This window comes from Aureibaculum marinum (assembly GCF_003813905.1).
GTDB classification, from domain to species: domain Bacteria; phylum Bacteroidota; class Bacteroidia; order Flavobacteriales; family Flavobacteriaceae; genus Aureibaculum; species Aureibaculum marinum.
Window position 1 is genome coordinate 500,273 of the sequence record NZ_RPFJ01000002.1, and the last position, 20,858, is coordinate 521,130.

18 protein-coding genes are annotated in these 20,858 nt (G+C 29.6%); 6 read left to right on the forward strand and 12 right to left on the reverse strand.

What is annotated here, in order from left to right; genetic code table 11:
• Nucleotides 1–22 precede the first annotated feature (22 nt).
• From argH to EGM88_RS02920, 10 genes are all read right to left on the reverse strand, one after another.
• Nucleotides 23–1,303, reverse strand: a complete 1,281-nt coding sequence (gene argH / locus EGM88_RS02875; protein WP_123896460.1) for an argininosuccinate lyase — start codon at nt 1,301–1,303, stop codon at nt 23–25.
• Between the two features lie 70 nt (nt 1,304–1,373).
• Nucleotides 1,374–2,438: a M20 family metallo-hydrolase gene (locus EGM88_RS02880; RefSeq protein ID WP_123896461.1), complete on the reverse strand. Its 1,065-nt coding sequence runs from the start codon at nt 2,436–2,438 to the stop codon at nt 1,374–1,376.
• Nucleotides 2,435–3,214 (reverse strand): acetylglutamate kinase, encoded by a 780-nt coding sequence (gene argB, locus EGM88_RS02885; protein ID WP_123896462.1) that lies wholly within the window; start codon nt 3,212–3,214, stop codon nt 2,435–2,437. Before argB ends, EGM88_RS02880 begins: the two co-directional genes overlap by 4 nt.
• A gap of 60 nt (nt 3,215–3,274) precedes the next feature.
• On the reverse strand, nt 3,275–4,225 hold the full coding sequence (locus EGM88_RS02890; protein WP_123896463.1) for an N-acetylornithine carbamoyltransferase: 951 nt from the start codon (nt 4,223–4,225) through the stop codon (nt 3,275–3,277).
• A gap of 92 nt (nt 4,226–4,317) precedes the next feature.
• The gene (proB, locus tag EGM88_RS02895; protein WP_123896464.1) at nt 4,318–5,094 is read right to left on the reverse strand and encodes a glutamate 5-kinase; all 777 of its coding nucleotides are present in this window, start codon (nt 5,092–5,094) and stop codon (nt 4,318–4,320) included.
• 168 nt (nt 5,095–5,262) lie between these two features.
• Complete coding sequence (locus EGM88_RS02900; protein ID WP_123896465.1) at nt 5,263–6,408, reverse strand: aspartate aminotransferase family protein; 1,146 nt, start codon at nt 6,406–6,408, stop codon at nt 5,263–5,265.
• The gene (gene proC / locus EGM88_RS02905; RefSeq protein WP_123896466.1) at nt 6,405–7,205 is read right to left on the reverse strand and encodes a pyrroline-5-carboxylate reductase; all 801 of its coding nucleotides are present in this window, start codon (nt 7,203–7,205) and stop codon (nt 6,405–6,407) included. The genes EGM88_RS02900 and proC overlap by 4 nt, the downstream gene beginning before the upstream one ends.
• A 40-nt stretch (nt 7,206–7,245) precedes the next feature.
• Nucleotides 7,246–8,223, reverse strand: a complete 978-nt coding sequence (argC, locus tag EGM88_RS02910) for an N-acetyl-gamma-glutamyl-phosphate reductase (protein ID WP_123896467.1) — start codon at nt 8,221–8,223, stop codon at nt 7,246–7,248.
• Nucleotides 8,224–8,268: 45 nt separating this feature from the next.
• Complete coding sequence (locus EGM88_RS02915; RefSeq protein ID WP_123896468.1) at nt 8,269–9,456, reverse strand: argininosuccinate synthase; 1,188 nt, start codon at nt 9,454–9,456, stop codon at nt 8,269–8,271.
• Nucleotides 9,456–10,103 carry a GNAT family N-acetyltransferase gene (locus EGM88_RS02920; protein ID WP_123896469.1) on the reverse strand — a complete coding sequence of 216 codons (648 nt, stop codon included), beginning with the start codon at nt 10,101–10,103 and terminating at the stop codon, nt 9,456–9,458. The genes EGM88_RS02915 and EGM88_RS02920 overlap by 1 nt, the downstream gene beginning before the upstream one ends.
• A gap of 444 nt (nt 10,104–10,547) precedes the next feature.
• Between EGM88_RS02920 and EGM88_RS02925 the strand changes: the two genes are divergently transcribed.
• From EGM88_RS02925 to EGM88_RS02935, 3 genes are all read left to right on the forward strand, one after another.
• Nucleotides 10,548–11,978, forward strand: a complete 1,431-nt coding sequence (locus EGM88_RS02925) for a lytic transglycosylase domain-containing protein (RefSeq protein WP_123896470.1) — start codon at nt 10,548–10,550, stop codon at nt 11,976–11,978.
• Nucleotides 11,979–12,166: 188 nt separating this feature from the next.
• Nucleotides 12,167–13,708: a lytic transglycosylase domain-containing protein gene (locus EGM88_RS02930; protein ID WP_123896471.1), complete on the forward strand. Its 1,542-nt coding sequence runs from the start codon at nt 12,167–12,169 to the stop codon at nt 13,706–13,708.
• Between the two features lie 81 nt (nt 13,709–13,789).
• On the forward strand, nt 13,790–14,755 hold the full coding sequence (locus EGM88_RS02935) for a DUF4837 family protein (protein WP_123896472.1): 966 nt from the start codon (nt 13,790–13,792) through the stop codon (nt 14,753–14,755).
• Here EGM88_RS02935 and EGM88_RS02940 read toward each other — a convergent pair.
• Nucleotides 14,744–15,748 (reverse strand): FAD:protein FMN transferase, encoded by a 1,005-nt coding sequence (locus EGM88_RS02940; RefSeq protein WP_123896473.1) that lies wholly within the window; start codon nt 15,746–15,748, stop codon nt 14,744–14,746. The two genes, EGM88_RS02935 and EGM88_RS02940, sit on opposite strands and share 12 nt — an antisense overlap.
• Before the next feature lie 147 nt (nt 15,749–15,895).
• Between EGM88_RS02940 and EGM88_RS02945 the strand changes: the two genes are divergently transcribed.
• Nucleotides 15,896–16,771: an OmpA/MotB family protein gene (locus EGM88_RS02945; protein ID WP_123896474.1), complete on the forward strand. Its 876-nt coding sequence runs from the start codon at nt 15,896–15,898 to the stop codon at nt 16,769–16,771.
• Between the two features lie 73 nt (nt 16,772–16,844).
• Here EGM88_RS02945 and EGM88_RS02950 read toward each other — a convergent pair whose 3' ends face one another.
• Nucleotides 16,845–17,210: a Na(+)-translocating NADH-quinone reductase subunit F gene (locus tag EGM88_RS02950; protein ID WP_123896475.1), complete on the reverse strand. Its 366-nt coding sequence runs from the start codon at nt 17,208–17,210 to the stop codon at nt 16,845–16,847.
• A gap of 228 nt (nt 17,211–17,438) precedes the next feature.
• On the opposite strand from EGM88_RS02950, the gene EGM88_RS02955 reads away from it, so the two are divergent.
• The gene (locus EGM88_RS02955; RefSeq protein ID WP_123896476.1) at nt 17,439–18,428 is read left to right on the forward strand and encodes an energy transducer TonB; all 990 of its coding nucleotides are present in this window, start codon (nt 17,439–17,441) and stop codon (nt 18,426–18,428) included.
• 239 nt (nt 18,429–18,667) lie between these two features.
• Nucleotides 18,668–20,731, forward strand: coding sequence for a hypothetical protein (locus EGM88_RS02960; RefSeq protein ID WP_123896477.1), 2,064 nt, complete (start codon nt 18,668–18,670; stop codon nt 20,729–20,731).
• Nucleotides 20,732–20,858 lie beyond the last annotated feature (127 nt).

Sequence of the window (20,858 nt, forward strand, 5' to 3'; positions counted from 1 at the left end):
AGTTAAGGTATAACTGTACCTTCTACAAAACTTTATCCATTTTCTCTTTAATCTGTTCTAAACATAAATTGCCGATACTTCCTAAATGTGTGTGGTTAACATTTTTATCAGGTTTAAATTCTCCTTTTTCTACAGTTGCCCCTACAATTTTATAAGCATCTCTAAAAGCAACACCATCTTGTACTAATTTATTTACCTCTTCAACAGTAAACAAGTAGTTGTATTTAGAATCTTCTAAAATTTCAGTATTTACACGAATATTTTTAATAGAGAAAGTCATCATTTCTAAACATGATTTCAACGTTTGAATGGCTGGTAAAATAGCCTCTTTTAACAATTGTAAATCACGTTGGTAACCACTAGGCAAGTTGTTAGATATTAAAGTAAGCTCATAAGGAAGTGCTTGTAACGCATTACATTTACCTCTTATCAATTCAAACACATCTGGATTTTTTTTGTGAGGCATAATACTAGAACCTGTAGTTAATTCATCAGGAAAAGAAACAAAATTAAAATTCTGACTCATATATAAACAGATATCCATTGCAAATTTTGAAAGTGTTCCTGCAACAGCACTCAATGCTGAAGCCAATGCTTTTTCGGTTTTCCCCCTACTCATTTGAGCCGCAACTACGTTGTATTTTAAGGTTTTAAAACCAAGCAATTCTGTAGTCATTTGCCTATCAATATCAAAAGAGCTACCATATCCGGCACCAGACCCGAGAGGATTCTGATCGGCAATTTTATAAGCGGCATTTAAAAAATAGATGTCATCAATTAAACTCTCAGCATACGCCGAAAACCATAAGCCAAAAGAAGATGGCATAGCAACTTGTAAATGCGTATATCCGGGCATTAAAACATTTTTATGTTCTTCAGCTTTAGATAATAATAGATCAAAAAAGGATTTTACTAAAGTTTTAATTTCAGTAATTTCATCTTTAAAATACAAGTGTAAATCCACCAAAACTTGATCGTTTCTAGAACGTGCGGTATGAATCTTTTTTCCAGTATCACCCAACATTTCTGTAAGCATAAACTCTACTTTAGAATGTACATCTTCAAAAGTATCTTCTATTACAAAGTTTCCATCTTTAATATTATTTAAAATACTATTTAAAGCGGCCTCAATCACAGTAATTTCACGATCTTGTAAAATTTGCATTTTGTGTAACATTTTGGCATGAGCTATAGACCCCATAACATCATATTTTGCAATAATCAAATCTAATTGTCTATCGTTTCCAACAGTGAACATATCAATTTTTTCATCAGTACTAAAGCCTTTATCCCAGAGTTTCATTTTTATTTAGGTTTAATCGTTTATTTAATCTTATGAGTTTATAATGATTGTAATTTCATTAAAAAGCAATCTATTCTACTATCGCTCGTTTTAACAATTCAATATATAATCTTACGCCTTCTTCTATTTCATGTATATATATAAATTCATCTGCACTATGTGAACGTAACGAATCTCCTGGACCTAATTTTAAGGATGGACACGTTAACACCGCTTGATCCGATAAAGTTGGCGACCCGTAGGTTTCTCTACCCAATTCAATTCCTGCTTTTACCAAAGAGTGTTCCTTAGGTATTGATGACGAATTTAATCGTAAAGATCGTTCTTTTACATCTACCTGCACATGATTTTTTATAATTTCCAATACTTCTATATTACTATACGCATCAGTAATACGAACGTCTACTACGAAATGACATTCTGCAGGAATAACGTTATGCTGACTACCTGCTTCAATTTGAGTCACAGTCATTTTAACGTTACCTAATGTTTCAGAAATTTTCGGAAATTCATATTCTTTAAACCATTTAATGGCTTCCATAGCTTTATAGATAGAATTATCTCCTAAGCCATGTGCTGCATGCCCAGCCTTTCCATAAGCATAACAATCAAGAACTAATAATCCTTTTTCAGAAATAGCAAGCTGCATTAATGTAGGTTCTCCAACAATGGCAACATCAAGTTTTGGCAATATTGGTAAAACGCTATTCAACCCTAATTTTCCGGAACTCTCTTCTTCAGCAGAGGCAACAATTACCAAGTTATATTTTAAATTTTTATGATTATAGTAATACGTAAACAAAGCTAATAAAGAGACTAAACACCCTCCAGCATCATTACTTCCTAAACCAAATAATTTTCCATCTTTTATTTCTGGATTAAAAGGGTTTTTAGTGTAGGCAGAATTAGGTTTTACTGTATCGTGATGAGAATTTAATAACATTGTTGGTTTTGCTTCATCAAAATACTTATTAAAAGCATACACATTATGATTGGCTCTTTTAAATTCTATATTATAAGTAATAAACCAATTTTCTATGAGCTGTGCCGTTTCATCCTCTTCTCCAGAAAATGACTCTGTTGCAATAAGGCTTTGTAAAAGTACAACAGCCTCTTTAGTTAGTTTTTCAATCATAATATCAATCTTGTATGTTGTATGTTTTTATCTGTTAAAAAATCAGTATTAGCAATATGAATTTCAGCAACACCATTGTTTAAAGCGACAAAGCAATTTTCTAATTTTGGCAACATTCCGTCAGCAATTATACCATCGTCTTTTAAATTTTTATAGTGAGCTAAATTAATGTTTTCTATTATAGAATTCTCGTCATTAATATTTTTTAAAACCCCTTTTTTTTCAAAAACATAAGTCAAACTCACTTCATAAATTTTGGCTAAAGCTGATGCCAACTCAGACGCTACAGTATCTGCATTGGTATTTAACAATTGTCCATTTTTATTGTGAGTTATTGCACAAAATACCGGTGTTAAATTATTCTCTAAAAGTACAGAAATTGTTTTAACATCAACGGATTCAATATCGCCAGCAAAACCATAATCTACATCTTTTACAATCCGTTTATTAGCTTTTATAGTGTTGCCATCTGCTCCTGAAAGACCAATGGCATTACAGTTATTCTGTTGTAGTTTAGCAACTATATTTTTATTAAGCAACCCTGCATACACCATAGTTACAACCTCTAAATTAGAGGCATCTGTTACACGCCTTCCTTCAATCATTTTAGGTTCTAGCTGCAACTTTTTAGCTACTTCTGTCGCTTTTTTTCCACCTCCATGAACTAAAATATTCAATCCTTCTAGCTTTGAATAATCGGTTAAAAATAATGATAGCGATTTTTCATCGTCAATAACATTTCCCCCTATTTTTATGATGTTAAGTTTTTGCTTCATCTTAATTAATAAGTATACATTAATCTCAAATTAATATTTTAAAGTGATTTGTAAAAATTTCTATTTTTTACCTTTCTCTAAAATTCTTTTTAATACTAACTGAGCTGCATAAGTTCTATTATTAGCTTGTTCTATTACTAAAGAGTTTTCACCATTGAGCACTTCATCAGATACAATAACATTTCTTCGTACTGGTAAGCAATGCATAAATTTAGCATTATTTGTCAACTCCATTTTTTTCTGATCAATCATCCAGTTTTTATCTTGATGTAAAACTTTTCCATAATCTGAAAATGAACTCCAATTTTTGGCATAAATAAAATCTGCATTTTTAAAGGCTTCTTCTTGATTATAGGTTATAGGTGTATTTTTAGTAATTTCCGGATCTAGTTCATACCCTTTAGGATGTGTTATAACAAATTCTGCATTTTGGAGCTGCATCATTTGTACAAAAGAATTAGCAACAGCATGTGGCAAAGCTTTTGGATGTGGAGCCCATGACAATACAATTTTTGGTGCTTTTTTACTATTAAATTCTGCTAACGTAATAGCATCAGCTAAAGCTTGTAGTGGATGCCCTACTGAACTTTCCATATTTACAATAGGCACAGTGGCATATTTTGTAAAATTCTTTAAAACTTCTTCTGATAAATCTTTTTTCTTGTCTTTTAATAATGCAAATGCTCTTATAGCAATAATATCACAATATTGAGAAATAACCTGAGCCGCTTCTTTTACATGTTCTGATTTACCTTGATCCATTACAGTACCATCCTCAAATTCTAAAGCCCATCCTTCATTTGAAAAATTCATTACAATAGGAGTTAATCCTAAATTTAATGCTGCCTTTTGCGTACTTAGTCTAGTACGCAAACTTGAATTAAAAAATAATAAACCAATAGTTTTATTTGCTCCAAGCGACTTATATTGTAAAGGGTTCTTTTTAATTTCTATTGCTTCATTTACCCAATCAGGTAAAGAATCAATATCGTTAATTGACAAATAATTCATGTATTAATTTTTATTGTTTTTGAAAAGACACATGCTATTCTCTAGTTATCATTTCACTAAGTGATAATGCTATTAACATGCTCGTTTCATTTTTATTTATTTAATATTTTAGTAAATGGAATTTCATTATTAATTGCACTCTTAATAAAGTTATCTTTTAATCCGTTTACAATCCACGTTTCAATAGCATTATCTTTTAGAATTTGTGCTGCATTTATTTTTGATTGCATACCTCCCGTTCCCAAAGAAGATTTATCTGTTGAAATTTCATTTTGCAATTTATCTACATCATTAACAATTGTAATGGTTTCTTTTTTATTAGTTGTTATCGAAGATTTTGTATAAATACCATCAGTATTGGTAGCAATTATTACTAAGTCTACATTTAACAAACATCCTGTTAGTGCAGCCAACTTATCATTGTCTCCAAACTTAATTTCATCTGTTGCCACAGTATCATTTTCATTAATTATAGGTATATAATTATTAGCTAACAATACATTTATGGTATTCATAATATTTTGTTTAGATATTTCTCTTTCAAAATCTGCATAAGACAACAAACATTGAGAGGTTAATAAACCAAGTTCCCAAAAATTATCATGAAACATTCTCATTAATTGAGGTTGACCGATAGCTGCTAATGCTTGTTTTACATTTATTTCTTTACCATTACTTTCTAATTTTACAAATTGTCTTGCCACAGCAATAGCCCCTGAACTAACAATAATAAATTCATAATCATCTTTTAAAAACGATATTTGTCGCCCTATATCTTCTATTTTACCTCTAGAAATTTGATTGGTTTCTTTGGTAAGTGTATTACTACCAATTTTTAGTAATACTCGCTTTTTACCTGTTTTGCCCATCCTTTAAAAAATAGTTCTCTGTTAACACTTTATTTAAAAATTTACCACAATTTTTGTTTTTTTACTTTTAAGGACACAACATTTCGTTCTGATATGATGGAGCCTACATGAATTGTATCAGCTTATTATCAATTCAACAGAATGATACAAACTACTACCTAACACTTATTAAGATTTAAAATTAGTACTTTTCAAAATTTTAATTAAAGCATCGAAAAAAACATCTACATGCTCTTTACTAATTGTCATTGGTGGTAATATTCTCAATAGATTTTTATTACTAGCACCTCCTGTAAAAATATGGTAATTATATATTAGTTGTTTTCTCAATTCTGCTACTTCAAAATCAAATTCTAAACCAAGCATTAAGCCTTTTCCTTTTATCTTTTTTACTTGTGGAATTTGTTTTGCTTTTTCAATAAAATAGGCAGACACTTCGTTTACATTGTCCAACAATTTTTCATTCTCAATAACTTCCAATACCGCTATAGATGCAGCACAAGCTAAATGATTTCCACCAAAGGTAGTTCCTAATAAACCATAACTTGCTTTTAATTTAGGTGAAATTAAAATACCACCAACAGGAAAACCATTCCCCATACCTTTAGCAACCGAAATTATATCTGGTTGAATAGTATGATATTGATGAGCAAAAAATTTACCACTTCGCCCATATCCAGATTGAATTTCGTCTGCTATTAAAATTACATTATACTTATTGCAAAGCGTTCTTAAATCTTGAAAAAAGGCTGTTGTTCCTTCATCCAAACCTCCTACTCCTTGAATACCTTCAATAATTACTGCACAAACATCACCTTTTGACAAAGCTTTCTCTACCAATTCACTATTATTTAGAGGTAAAATAGTTACAGGATTACAACTATTTATAGGAGCTATAATTTTAGGGTTATCCGTTACCGATACCGCAGCAGATGTTCGTCCATGAAAAGAATTTTCAAAAGCTATAACTTTATTTTTATTGGTATGAAAAGAAGCCAATTTCAAAGCATTTTCGTTAGCTTCAGCTCCAGAATTGCACAAAAACAAACTAAAATCAGAATAACCAGACATTTTGCCTAATTTTTCTGCCAATTGAACTTGAAGCGGATTTTGAACTGCATTAGAATAAAATCCTATAGCTTCTAATTGTTTTTCAACACTTTTAACATAATATGGATGTGAATGTCCAATTGATATAACACCATGACCACCATAAAAATCAAGATAATCTTGACCTTTATTATCTGTAACTACCATATCGTTTCCCTTTATGGGAGTTACCTCATATAAGGGATAAACATCAAAAAGTTTCATAATTCAGATTTTGAAATTTGATTAATTTTATTGAAAGAAGAAACAATACCTTTAATTAAAGAAGAACTCAATCCACTGTGTTCCATTTCATTTAATCCTTCTATTGTACATCCTCCAGGTGTTGTAACTCTATCTATTTCTTCCTCAGGATGGTTTCCTGATTCTACCAATAATGTAGCTGCACCCAAACACGTTTGCATTGCCATTTCTTGGGCTATTTCAGCTTCAAATCCTAATTGAATTGCTCCTTGCGTTGTCGCTCTTATCAATCGCATCCAAAAAGCAATTCCACTAGCACAAATTACGGTAGCTGCTTGCATTTGCTCTTCAGGAATTTCAACAGAAACTCCCAATCTATTAAAGATAGACAATGCTATATCTATTCGCTTTTTGCCTTGTGAATTACCACATACACAGGTAATAGATTTACCTACCGAAATAGCAGTATTTGGCATAGACCGTATTATAAAATGCTGTTTACCAATAATTGATTCTATATGAGAAATATGAAATCCCGTAATGGTTGAAATAAGTACATGTTTTTCTGTTAATACATCAGAAATACTTTTTAATATCCCTTCAAAATGACGAGGTTGTACTGCAAAAATTAAAATATCACAGTTTTTTACTGCTTCTTTATTATTGGAAGTTATTTGCACATTATCATATGCTGCCCAATCTTCAATACTTTCAATATTTCTTTTCGTAAGGTATAAAGTTGTATATGCATTATTTACAATAAGCCCTTTGGCTATAGATAAGCCTAAATTACCAGTACCTATAATTGCTATTTTCATGGAATAAGTTTAAATGTTGATTTGACTAATTGTATTTATATTAAAAATAAGTTGCTTTTAATTCTAAGCCTTCTTTTTCATCAAAACCAAACATCAAATTCATATTGTGCACAGCTTGGCCAGAAGCTCCTTTTAAAAGATTGTCTGTAATACTATTTATCAATAATTTATCTTTGTGCATATGCAAATGAACCAAACACTTGTTTGTATTTACAACTTGTTTTAGATGCAGCTCATTATCACTAACAAACGTAAAAGCAGCATCTTTATAAAATTTTTTATACATTAGTTGAGCGTCTTCTATACTCCCATCAAATTTGGTATAAGCAGTGGCAAAAATACCTCTACTAAAATCTCCTCTATTGGGCATAAAATTTAGTTCGCTAGAAAATGACGATTGCAATTGCAACAAACTTTGATTAATTTCATCTAAATGTTGATGTGTAAAAGGTTTGTAATAAGAAAAATTATTATCTCTCCATGTAAAATGTGTTGTTTTTGATAATGATGTTCCTGCACCGGTCGCACCAGTTACTGCATTAATATGGATATCGTTTTGCAAAACATTATTTTTTGCTAAAGGCAACAATGCCAACTCTATAGTAGTAGCGAAACATCCAGGATTTGCAATATATTGAGCTGATTTAATCGCTTCTTTATTAAGTTCTGGCAAGCCATAAACAAATTTTGCTCCTTGAAAAACATTATTTTTTTCCAATCGAAAATCATTACTTAGATCAATAATTTTAGTATTTTTTGAAAATTGATGTTTCTCTAAAAATTGTTTAGAATTACCATGTCCTAAACATAAAAAAACAACATCTACATCAGCATTTATTTTATCTGTAAATTTTTGATTCGTTTCACCTACTAGATCTTGATGAATACAACTAAATGCGTTGCCTGCATTTGAAGTACTGTAAACAAAATTAATTTCAACTTTTTTATGATGTAGTAAAATTCTAATCAATTCACCTGCCGTATACCCAGCACCACCAATAATTCCTACTTTTTTCATTTGTTTAAATAGTTTAAGCTTTAACTTTTATAATCCTCTTAAGGATTATTTAGAATTATTTACTTGGTTAAAAATTTTATTTTGATTAGATAAAATCTTAATAAAACCTTTAGCATCTTCAGCGGTCCAACCGTCATTCATTTCACCATAGGCAGCTACAGTAGAATTCATTAAATCATGTGCAGATTGAATTCCATCAAGAGAAAATCTATAAGGATATAATGTTATCATAACATCGCCACTTACATTACTCTGAGCATCTTCTAAAAAGGCTTCAATATTACGCATTACAGCATCTAAATACTGACCTTCATGTAACATTGTACCATACCAATTTGATAAATAATCTTTATGGTGCTGTTGCCATTTAGTTAAAACATGCTTTTCTAATAAATGATGAGCTTTAATAATTATTAAAGGTGCAGCTGCTTCAAAACCAACCCTTCCTTTAATACCAATAATAGTATCACCAACGTGAATGTCTCTACCAATTGCATATTTTGATGCAATTTCATTTAAAGCTTCTATGTTTTCTACAGGTGTTCTTTTTACATAATCTATAGCTATAAGTTCCCCTTTTTCAAAACTCAATTTTAATTTTCTAGGCTCTTTTTCTTCTAATTGACTTGGGTAAGCCGATTCTGGTAATGGATCTGATGAAGTTAAAGTTTCTTTACCCCCAACACTTGTACCCCACAATCCTTTATTAATAGAATATTGAGCTTTTTCCCATGAAAGTTCAACCCCATGTTCTCGCAAAAATTCAATTTCCGTTTGACGAGATAGTTTCATGTCTCTAATTGGAGTAATAATTTCAATTTCTGGTGCCAAAATTTGAAATATCATATCAAATCTAATTTGATCATTACCTGCTCCAGTGCTACCATGAGCAATGTATTTTGCTCCAATTTTTTTAGCATAAGTTACAATTTCAATAGCTTGAATAATTCGTTCTGCACTTACTGAAAGCGGATAGGTATTATTTTTTAAAATATTACCAAAAATAAGGTACTTTACAACTTTATTGTAAAATGTAGAAATTGCATTAATGTTTACATAAGATTTTACACCTAACATATAGGCTTTCTCTTCTATACTATCAATTTCTTTTTGTGTAAACCCTCCAGTATTTACACTAACCGCATGCACTTCAAAACCTTTTTCAGCTGATAAATATTTTGCACAATACGATGTATCTAATCCTCCGCTATAAGCTAAAACTATTTTTTCCATTATTTCTTTTTGTTTTTATTTTTACCTTTTAAGAATACTGCTTGTTTTATATTTTTTAGTCGTTGTAATACTTTTTTGTTATAAGGGTGCTTAATTTCCTTTTCTTTATCTACTTTATTTTTTTTATCATTAGGATCATAAAGCATACCTGTACAAAGACACATCTTTCTTTCTGTACGCGTTAAAATGTCGTAATTTTTACAGGTCTGACACCCTTTCCAAAAGGCATCATCAGTTGTTAATTCAGAAAAAGTAACTGGCTTATAGCCCAATTCATAATTAATTTTCATCACGGCTAAACCTGTAGTAATACCAAACATTTTAGCATTTGGAAATTTCTTTTTTGAATAATCAAAAATAACTTGCTTGATTTTTTTTGCTAAGCCTTGATCTCTGTAATCAGGATGTACGATTAAGCCTGAATTGGCAACAAATTTACCATGCCCCCAAGCTTCAATATAGCAGAAGCCTGCAAACTTATCTCCATCCAATGCAATAACAGCATTTTGGTTTTCAAGTTTGGTTACAATATATTCGGGTGTTCTTTTGGCAATCCCTGTGCCTCTTATTTTTGCTGATTCCGCTATGGTATCGCAAATGATAGAAGCATATTTACTATGCTTTTTATTAGCAATAACAATATCCATACTATGGTAATTGATTGATTTAAATGTATTTGAAAAACTGTGTCTTTGAAAGAAGAACCGGACTCACCTAAGTTCATAAACATATATGATACCCCTTACGGGCGACGGATGCCGCTGCGGCGAATTGAAAAAGTAAAAATTGTATGTAGTTGTAACATTTTCACACCGCAATATTACAACTTTTTATTAAAAACATAAAAAAAATTATCGCATTTATTTTTTTAATCCTCATAATTAACAACTCTATAATTTTACCAACATGAAATTATGTAATTTTTAATCATATAAACTATTTACTAGTTATTTTTCAAACATCAAAATCTACATTTCTCCAATACCTTATTTTACAACATTATAGCCCTAAAGTTTTTAGCATTAATTAACAATTTTGCAATTTTAACCTTTTGGCTAGTTATTTTTGAGACACTAAACGAATCAACTAATATGAAAAAGTTACTTTCAATTGTTTTCTCTTGTAGTATTCTTTTTACTACAGCTCAAGGTGTTTCTACAGAAGATTATATAAATCAAGAAATTACAGATGAAGTAATTAGTGAATACTACAACAATAATATTAGTAAACATCAAAATACTAGTACCATTAATTTTAATAACAAAGAGCCCTTTACTTCAATGGTACTAAAAGAAAGATTGGCTTTGTTAAATGCTAAAACTCCATTTGATGTCCCATATAATGCTACTATAGAACGGTTTATAAGATTATATATTAGAGATAAAAAAGAAGCTATTTCTAATCTAATGGACAGAGCTAATTATTACTTTCCTTTATTTGAAGAACATTTAGACAAATTTGATATTCCATTAGAGATAAAATACCTAGCGGTTGTTGAGTCTGCATTATTACCAACCGCAACTTCACATGCCGGAGCGAAAGGAATTTGGCAATTTATGTACCATACAGGCAAACAGTATGGACTTAATATTACATCTTATGTTGATGAACGTAAAGACCCTTTAAAAGCCACAATTGCAGCTTGTAAATACTTAAAGTATCTATATAATACTTTTGAAGATTGGGATTTGGCTTTGGCAGCCTATAACTCTGGACCTGGTAATGTAAGAAAAGCGATTACACGGTCTGGAGGAAAAAGAAATTACTGGAACATAAGACAATATTTACCACAAGAAACTAGTAGTTATATACCCGCATTCTATGCTATGTATTATCTTTTTGAATATGGTCATACACATCAAATATATCCAAATAATACTGAAATCAATTACTTCGATACAGATACTATTCATGTAAATCAAAAACTAAGTTTTTCACAAATTGAACAAAAAACAGGCGTTACTAAAGAAACACTCACCTCTTTAAACCCTCAATATAAATTAGGTATAATACCATATTCTGCCAATAAAACTTATGTATTAACATTACCAAAAAATGCCATTGACACTTTTTTAAATAGCACTATTGAGGAATACAATGGCCAAGAAAACAAAGAAAAGATTACTCATCTAATACCAACTACTGATAACAGTTATGTAGTGCAACCCTCAGACAATCTTCCTAAAATTGCTAGAAAACACGGAATAACATTAAGTCAGTTAAAAAGATGGAACGGACTTCAAACTGATTTCTTAATTGAAGGGCAACGGTTGGTTATAACCGATAAAAAAAGTGAAGTTGCTCTACAAGTTCCTATTAAAGAAGTAGTTCAGAAACAAAAAAATGTAGCAAAACCAAAAACCTATAAAATATATACAGTAAAACAGGGTGATTCTCTTTTTGTTATTTCTAAAAAATTCAATAATGTTTCTGTAGATCAACTGCGTGACTGGAATAACATTTGGGGTGTATCTTACATAAAACCAGGCACTGAACTTAAAATTTTAACAAGTACTGAATAATTTAGCAGGTCTTTTCACGTTATTCATACAGTTTGTTATTACAAAAAAACCTAAACAACTAATTAACAAATAGTTAATAGTGTTTTCGTTTAGGAATTTGCTTTGTAACATCAACTTAACAATTATTTTTTATATTTTTGTTTACTTCTAACCTTACTTTTTAGCGGTTAATATTTTAAATATTTTACATGAAGAACTCCCTATACATATTCATTTTATTATTACCTAGCCTTTTGTTTTCTCAAAAAAACAACAATGAAATTAGTGATAATAAGGATATTAACACCAAAAAAACGCTTAAGATTAATGCAGACAGTCTAAAGGTTAATCCACCAAAATTGATAGACCATGAAGATGCTAATTTGATAGATAGTTTATGGTTAGCCGCTTTAAAACAATCTGATTTAGGGTATGATTTTGAATATGTTAATCCGGATGAAGAAATTACTGACACATTAAATAGTGAACTTTCTACCGAAATTTTGAAAGAAAGACTTGCCTATTTAAATAGTAAAACACCTTTTAACGTTGAGTATAATCCATCTTTGGAACGTTTAATTAAACATTATCTAAAAACACGAAAGAAAAGTCTAGGCATTTTAATGGGAAGAGCTGAATATTATTTTCCAATGTTTGAAGAGCATTTAGACAAATACAACATCCCTCTAGAAATTAAATATTTAGCAATTGTAGAATCTGCCTTGCGTCCAAGAGCAAGATCTAGAGTAGGAGCTTCAGGTTTATGGCAATTTATGTACTATACTGGTAAACAATTTAATCTAGAAGTAAATTCGTATGTAGATGAAAGGCATGATCCCTTAAGAGCAACTGAAGCTGCATGTAAATTTTTATCTCAATTATACGATACATTTAACGATTGGGACCTTGCTTTGGCGGCCTACAACTCTGGTCCAGGTAACGTATCAAAGGCTATTAGACGTTCTGGTGGCAGTAGAAATTACTGGAATATAAGACATAACTTACCTAGAGAAACTGCAGGGTATCTACCAGCTTTTTATGCTACATTATATTTGATGGAATATGCCAAAGAACATAACATTAAAGCACAAAAATTTATCACACAGAGATTTGAAACTGATACTGTTATAGTAAAGCAACAAATTACTTTTGATCAAATAAATAAAGTTTTAGAAACTGATAATGAACTTTTAGAAGAGTTAAATCCGCAATATAAATTAAAAATAATTCCATACGTAAAGGGTAAAAATTATACGTTACGTTTGCCTGTACATCTTATAGGAAAATTTGTTTCTAATGAAGAACAAATTTATGCCTATGCAAAAGAAGATTTGGCAAAAAGAGAAAAACAATTACCTAAGTTTCAAACTTCACCAGAAAGAATACGCTACAGGGTAAGAAATGGAGATTATTTAGGTAAAATTGCTCAGCGTTATGGTGTAGGTGTTTCACAAATTAAAAGATGGAATGGTTTACGCTCAAACAATTTAAGAATAGGTCAACGCTTAACAATCTATCCAAGAAACTTTAAAACAGCATCTTCTAGTAGTACTAAAAGTGTAACAAAAAAAACTAAAACCCCTACTCCAACTGGTGATTACACAACCTATACCGTTAAAAAAGGAGACTCATTATGGATTATATCTAAAAAATTTCCTAAAGTTTCTGTTCAACAAATTAAAGATTGGAACAATATTTGGAGTGTCAAGAATTTAAAACCTGGCACAAAACTTAAAATTTACAAAAGCTAAACCTATTAAATCTGTTTTAGTCTAATATATTTTAGATTTTTTGCTGGTTTAGAAAAAGTAAAACTAAACCTATTAAAACCTATGAAAACCCTATTAACACTAGCAGTTGTAAGTATTTTTTTTATTTCTTGTAATTCAAAAAAAACTGAATTAACTTTAAAAGAATCCAATAGTAGAATAAATCATTTAACCATAGTTATAGAAAATAACTTATGGAAGGGAGAAATTGGAGATTCACTCAGAAACATTATTGCCGCACCTGTATTAGGTTTACCTCAAGAAGAAACTCAATTTACAGTTAATCAAGTTACTCCAAAGGCTTTTTCAAGTTTATTTCAAAGAAATAGAAATATTCTTTTTGTAGGTATTGACCCTAATGAAGGATATTATACAAAACCTAATATTTTTGCTGCTCCACAATTAACAATGACTATTTTTGGAAAAGACATTAAAACATTAAGTCAACTAATTCAAAGTCATAAAGAAGACATTATTTCTGTATTTAAAAATTCTGATTTAAAATTATATCAAAAAGAACGTACAGAAAATCACATGGAGTATAACGCTATAAAGACGTTTACAAATTTAAATTTCAAATTAAACATACCTCTTACATATGCTGTAGTTGATGACACAGGAGACTTTTTATGGTTGCGACAAGACATTTCAAAAGGTAGTTTAAATATTATTGCATATGAGTTGCCTTTAACAGAAAAAGACAGCATTGCAAAAAATATAGTTAAGGCTAGAGATACGATAGGTAAAAATCATATACCTGGACCTATAGAAGGTTCTTACATGGCAACAGAAGCAGCATTTACTCCTTTCATTAAAGAAGTTCAGATTGATAACAAACCTGCTTTTGAAACTAGAGGCACTTGGGAAGTACCTGGTCAATTTATGGCAGGACCGTTTTTAAATTATACCATTTTAGACAAAGAAAACAATAGAATTTTAGTTATTGAAGGCTTTACCTATGCCCCATCAATTAACAAACGTGATTTTATGTTTGAACTTGAAGCTATATTAAAAACACTAAAAATTTGATGTTTTAAAGGTTTTTATTTCTCCATTTTTATCACTGTAGATTATAAAAACTTTTAATTGATTTTTATCTTTTAAAAAGATTTTTGCATTTTTTAGTGACATTGTCATCATAGCTGTAGCGTAAGCATCGGCATCAGCACAATCTAAATTGGTTATTACTGAGACACTTAACAAGTTGTTACGTGAAGGATAACCTGTTTTTGGATTAATAATGTGTGCATATTTTTCTCCTGTAATTGTATCTATTTTAAATTTACGATAATTACCAGAGGAAGCCATTGCTTGGTTGCTCAATTCAACAACTTTTTCAATAGAGCGTGTTCCATCAAAATTAGGATTTTCAATACCTACTTTCCAAGGTCTATTTTTTGATAAATTTATTCCTCTAGACCGAATTTCACCTCCTATTTCAATCAAATAATTTTCTGTGTGTTTTGCCTCTAAAAATCGTCCAGCAACATCTACCGCAAACCCTTTAGCTATTGCATTAAAATCAAAATAAATACTATCATTTAATTTTTTTATTTTGCCATTATGTAATTTAACTTTATTAAAACCTACTAATTTCATAAGTTGTTCAACTTTAGCAGTATCTAATTGTTTTAAAGCCTTTTTAGGACCAAAACCCCAAGCATTAACTAACATTCCAATAGTTGGATCAAAACTACCGTCTGTTTCTTCATATATTCTTGAAGATTTTTTAAATACCTCTTTAAAATAATCATCAACAACAACAGTTGTATCTCCTGCATTAATTTTAGAAATATCAGACGTATTTATATAGGTAGACATTGAATTATTAATCAAGTTGAACAAGCTATCAATAGACTTAGTAAAATCTGTTTGATTGTCATTATAATATGTGATATGATATGCTGTTCCAAAAGCCAATCCTTCTATTTTTACAGGTTCAGTTATATCCGTTTTTTTACAAGATAAAAGGGCAAGTAAAAACAATAAAACGTAAAAAGTTCTTATGGTAAAAAATCTCATTTTTTAGAAAATTATTTATTTTAAAGAGAAAACAAAGTTAAAGTATTATTTTGGAGTATTACTTTGTTAAAATCTTATTAAAATATTCGTTACACAAATATATTTTTAATAACTTCGCATTAAATTAAACAATCAATATTTAAAACCATGAAAAAAATTCTTTTTCTTTCTTTATCGATAATAGTCTTATTATCCTCTTGCGTATCACAAAAAAAATATGACGATTTACTAGGACAGTATGATTCTGCTAAAGCCGAATTAACTGAAGCAAAAGCCAAAGTACTAGACTGTCAGGTTGAAAAGGACAAATTTGCTGGTATGGTAGCTAATTTAGAGGCACAAAATAAATTCTTAACAGAAAATCATCAGAACTCAATCAGACAAATTGAGAGCTTAACGGCATTATCTCAATCTGCATCTGGTAATATTAGAGAAGTTGTTGCTCAATTAAGTGAAAAAGATAAATATATTAATGGCATCCGTGGGGCTATGTCTAGAAAAGATTCTATCAACTTAACTTTAGCAGTACATTTAAAAAGTGCCTTAGCTGATGGAATTCAAGATGAAGATATTATTGTGAACGTAGAAAAAACAGTAGTTTATGTAGAGATTAATGATAAATTATTGTTTAGAAGTGGTAGTTCTGTTATTTCTAATAAAGCAAAGGCAATTTTAGATAAGGTTGCTACGGTAATTTCTAGCCGTCCAGAAATGGAAGTAATGGTTGAAGGTTATACAGACAACATGCCAATTAGTACTGCAATTACTAAAGACAATTGGGATTTAAGTACACAACGTGCAACTGCTGTGGTTAGAGTATTACAAAATGACTTTAAAATTGACCCTAAACGTTTAATTGCTGCAGGTAGAAGCGAATACTTACCAATTGCTACTAATGATACTGCGGAAGGTAGAGCTAGAAATAGAAGAACTAGAATTGTTATTTTACCAAAATTAGATCAATTCTTTGATGTGTTAGAACAAAATCCTGATGGATCACCTAAAGGTACTTCAAAAGAATAATAAATACATATATTATAGAAATAAAAAAAGACCATCTAAAAAGATGGTCTTTTTTAATACATTAAAACATAATTTAAGGTATAATTTTTATAAATTCTTCAAAAGCTACATAATACGGTTGGTCTTTAAAAACTGGCATTTCTATACTTTCTGCATTAGCAATACCTACACCTGCAAACCAAACTTTAGCATTTTGTTTAATAGCATGTTGTTTAAAATTTTCCATCCAAATAACATCATAATCCTGGGCATTTTGAAGATTTTTTGTTACTTTAACTAAAACAAAAATAGTAGGTTCACCCTTTTTATAGAGTACAAATTGCGGATGTTTTTTTAATTTACTATTTATGGCTATAAATTCATAACCCATTTGTTGTAGTTTTTCTCCTACTATATTCATACCAAGATTATGTAGTTCTTGTTCAGTAAGTGGAATCATTTTGTATATCTACTTTTAAATTACAATCAAAAATACATTATTAATTATAAATAATTAGTCGTTTTTAACGGTTAAGTAACGGATAATTTTTTAGTACACCTATGCAAAACATCAATAATTATAAGGGTTTTTATTAAATTTTCAAAAAAATTATTATATTTAAAGCCATAACGGATATAAACGCAATACGTTTATACAATTGTTAGGCACAACCAAAAAATTAAATTAATGAGAAAAGAAATATTAACTCTTTTATTTGTATTAATACATTTCATATCATTTTCTCAATCACAAAAGGAACTTCTTGTTAATTCTTGGGTTTTAAAAAATGCAACATACAATTCTGGGAATGAATTACCCATAGATCACCCTTTGAAATCAAATTATTTAAGATTTGATTTTATAAACTATGAGAAAGTATTTAAAACTGCATTTCCATTAGATAATGGTTATATATTTCAATATAAAATTTTAAATAATCTTATTAAAATTGGTTTTGTCAATTATAAAATTGAAAATCTATCCAAAAATGAGCTTGTTTTAATAGAACAAGGAGTTAATGGATTTGATGAAAGTTCAATAAAATACTCATTTATTCCTGAAAACGATTATCAAAATAAACTTGCCTTAACTAACGAAATGTTAATCATTAGTGATAAGGATACTATATTTATAGAATCAGAAAAAATAAGAGCAAAATTCAAAAATGAAAAGTCGTTTCATAGTTTTATAACTGACGAAATAAGTGAATACTCAAATGTTGTTTCATCAAATAACTATTTTTTGGCAACATTCATAATAAATGAGAAAGGTAAGATTGACAGTCTCAAAATTCATAAAGGAATCAACAAGCGATTTGATAAACAATTTTTAAAAGCTGTCGAAAAATCTGAAAAATATTGGACACCAGCGGAATATGACAATCGAAACGTTAAAGTTTTGCATACAGAAACGTTTGAATTTATTAAGAATCCGAAATTTGAAAAACAATATTTCAACTATCGAGATGGAATTATATCAATGCGTAAAAAGGAATATGAAACTGCCATAAATTATTTTAATATAAGTATTGAATCTAATCCAAATGATTTTGATTCTATTTATCAGCGAAGTATATGTTATCTAATCATTGATGAGATAACTAAGGCCTGTGAAGATTGGGAATTTGTCAAAAAAAAGAAAAAAGTTAATGAACTGATTGAAAAATATTGTAAATAAAGGCAGTGCCTAACAACACCTATATGCCATTAATTTTGGCGTATTTATTGAGTTTTTGGTAATTGCTTTTAAAACATTTTTCCTTCAAATAACTCATGCTCTTAGTAGGTATTGTTTGGGGAAACGCAAGGGCAACGTAAAAAAATATTTTAAAAGCGAAAAGGTCTGTGTTTTATCTATTAACTTTATAGATTTACCAAAGAAAATTAACGGCACATAGCCAAACGTTGTACACAATTATGACAAAATCAATCTACATATTACTATCATTATTAATTTCAGGAAATGTTTTCTGTCAAACTTCAATAATTAGCGAAAGTGATATTCCAAAACTTGATTCTATCATAAAACACTTGGAAAAGAATTACAGCCAAAGTGAAACGCCTAATTTTTACTCACTACCTCAGACATCAGCAAGTTATTTCGAAATTATCACAAAAGTCCCAAACAAATTTCTTACTGAATTAAAGAAATCAGATAATATAGAACAGCTAAAAAATAAATTCAAAGGATTACAAGTTGACAAAGATTTATTAATTATAAAAAATGCCTATTCAAATTACAAAAAGGAAAAGAAATTACAGATAAAATCATTTGAAATTGGCAAAAGTCAAAGACACATTATTGACAGTCAAAACTATGACATTCAATTCTTTTTAAATGAAAAACAGAATACTAGAATGTATTTCTCTGTTTACCAAGAGAAATGGGGCAAACATAAAGAATCAACCATAATAAAAGGCTTCTACTTAAATGATGATTTCAAACTAATAGCTATCCCAAAACAACTTTCAGATTGGATAAACTACACAGACCTAATAGTAAAGCCAGAAACATCCATTTTTTATGATAATGACGACAAGTCAAATGAATTTAAACCATATAAAAGAACTATTATTGACTCATTAGTGAACTACTATGAACTAAAAACCAACAAACCACCTTACAGAAAAGAACAAGATTATATTGCTCGCAGAAACGAACTAAATGAATGGCAATCTAAAAAAGAGAAATTTGCAGACAGCCTTTATGCAAATGACCGTAATTTTAAAAATCTGCTATTAGAAGCTTTAGATTATGCAGAAATAAACAAAGTCTCAAATGGAGATTTAGAGGATTTTACTGCTCAACTTATTTCGGAGAAAAGAGCCTTGGAATTAATGAGACAAAATAGACAAGTGGGAACTTGTAGTTTTGACAACGGACCAATAATTCAACAAAAAAGGATTGCGAGTTTGGCTTCCAAAACTCAAAATTGGAATGTTTTTATAAAGTCGTTCTTAAACATAATGAATGATAATGTTTCCAGAAACGCAAATAGTAATATTGCTTCAAACGCTAGAAAAACTTATATCGAAGAGCTTGCAAAGCTCGATATAGATATTGATAAAATCTTATTGGGTTCTAACGTAAGAATTGCTGATACAATGCGAAACCACTATTTTTCTGATGGTAGTAAAATCGCAAAAGCATATGCTAACTTAAATTCTGACAAACAAGAATATTTCGAGAATACAGTTTTCGAAATAATCAAAGACAAAGAAATTGATGCTTTTAATAAGCTACATTTTTATAATACACTAAAAAATTACCAATATTTTGTTAAAGACAGTATTGAAAGAATCCAGTTAGAGAAAGACATTGAAAATCTAATTCCATTTCTTCCTAAAGAAATAAAATCAAGAATTGAAAACCCAAACAAACAATTATACGATTTACTTTATCGTGAAAAGCAAACGTTAGATAACTTTGATATCAAATCCTCAATAATCGCAAATATTTATTCTTACAGTTTCGACGGAGACTGTTGGCAAGCCGAACTTATTGACAAAAACTCTGATGGAAGAATTATATACGACTTAACAATGGCAATCGGAGAGGAAATCACACCGCTTCAAAATTTCATTGACAAAAAAAATGAATTGAAATCTCGTGTTGAGCAACATTCATTTTTACAACAAATCATTAATGACAATAGAGAAAATAAGGTTTACATTAAATTCACAACCGATAAGTCATTCGTAAATAACAGGAACAGAGTGACAGAAGATATGCCAAAGGAATTAGTAGACGAATTAGACTTTGAAAATGCAATATCTCTTTATGTGTCATTTCCTAAAAGAAAATATGTCCGCTTTGTTTTATTGAATAATCGAAACTTATTGATGTTAGGAATACCTAAAGACTTTGAATTACCAGGTTATAAATTCGAAGACTTAATGACTAAAGAAGAAAAATCATTTCTATCGACATCATATAAAAGCTTTAAACTATTTGATGAGAAAGGAAAAATGTTGAATTAAAAATAACTGTGTACAACAATGTATCCTATGAAAAGCACTAGTCACTCACTTCAAAGTTAATATTTTATTTTTAATTATTACATAATGATGTTTTTGGGGTGTTAAATTGTTGATAATCCTTTTTACC

Bases quoted from the DNA above. Each gene is read 5' to 3' on its own strand.
- argH (WP_123896460.1), bottom strand. From the start codon at position 1,303: ATGAAACTCTGGGATAAAGGCTTTAGTACTGATGAAAAAATTGATATG.
- EGM88_RS02880 (WP_123896461.1), bottom strand. From the start codon at position 2,438: ATGATTGAAAAACTAACTAAAGAGGCTGTTGTACTTTTACAAAGCCTT.
- argB (WP_123896462.1), bottom strand. From the start codon at position 3,214: ATGAAGCAAAAACTTAACATCATAAAAATAGGGGGAAATGTTATTGAC.
- EGM88_RS02890 (WP_123896463.1), bottom strand. From the start codon at position 4,225: ATGAATTATTTGTCAATTAACGATATTGATTCTTTACCTGATTGGGTA.
- proB (WP_123896464.1), bottom strand. From the start codon at position 5,094: ATGGGCAAAACAGGTAAAAAGCGAGTATTACTAAAAATTGGTAGTAAT.
- EGM88_RS02900 (WP_123896465.1), bottom strand. From the start codon at position 6,408: ATGAAACTTTTTGATGTTTATCCCTTATATGAGGTAACTCCCATAAAG.
- proC (WP_123896466.1), bottom strand. From the start codon at position 7,205: ATGAAAATAGCAATTATAGGTACTGGTAATTTAGGCTTATCTATAGCC.
- argC (WP_123896467.1), bottom strand. From the start codon at position 8,223: ATGAAAAAAGTAGGAATTATTGGTGGTGCTGGGTATACGGCAGGTGAA.
- EGM88_RS02915 (WP_123896468.1), bottom strand. From the start codon at position 9,456: ATGGAAAAAATAGTTTTAGCTTATAGCGGAGGATTAGATACATCGTAT.
- EGM88_RS02920 (WP_123896469.1), bottom strand. From the start codon at position 10,103: ATGGATATTGTTATTGCTAATAAAAAGCATAGTAAATATGCTTCTATC.
- EGM88_RS02925 (WP_123896470.1), top strand. From the start codon at position 10,548: ATGAAAAAGTTACTTTCAATTGTTTTCTCTTGTAGTATTCTTTTTACT.
- EGM88_RS02930 (WP_123896471.1), top strand. From the start codon at position 12,167: ATGAAGAACTCCCTATACATATTCATTTTATTATTACCTAGCCTTTTG.
- EGM88_RS02935 (WP_123896472.1), top strand. From the start codon at position 13,790: ATGAAAACCCTATTAACACTAGCAGTTGTAAGTATTTTTTTTATTTCT.
- EGM88_RS02940 (WP_123896473.1), bottom strand. From the start codon at position 15,748: ATGAGATTTTTTACCATAAGAACTTTTTACGTTTTATTGTTTTTACTT.
- EGM88_RS02945 (WP_123896474.1), top strand. From the start codon at position 15,896: ATGAAAAAAATTCTTTTTCTTTCTTTATCGATAATAGTCTTATTATCC.
- EGM88_RS02950 (WP_123896475.1), bottom strand. From the start codon at position 17,210: ATGATTCCACTTACTGAACAAGAACTACATAATCTTGGTATGAATATA.
- EGM88_RS02955 (WP_123896476.1), top strand. From the start codon at position 17,439: ATGAGAAAAGAAATATTAACTCTTTTATTTGTATTAATACATTTCATA.
- EGM88_RS02960 (WP_123896477.1), top strand. From the start codon at position 18,668: ATGACAAAATCAATCTACATATTACTATCATTATTAATTTCAGGAAAT.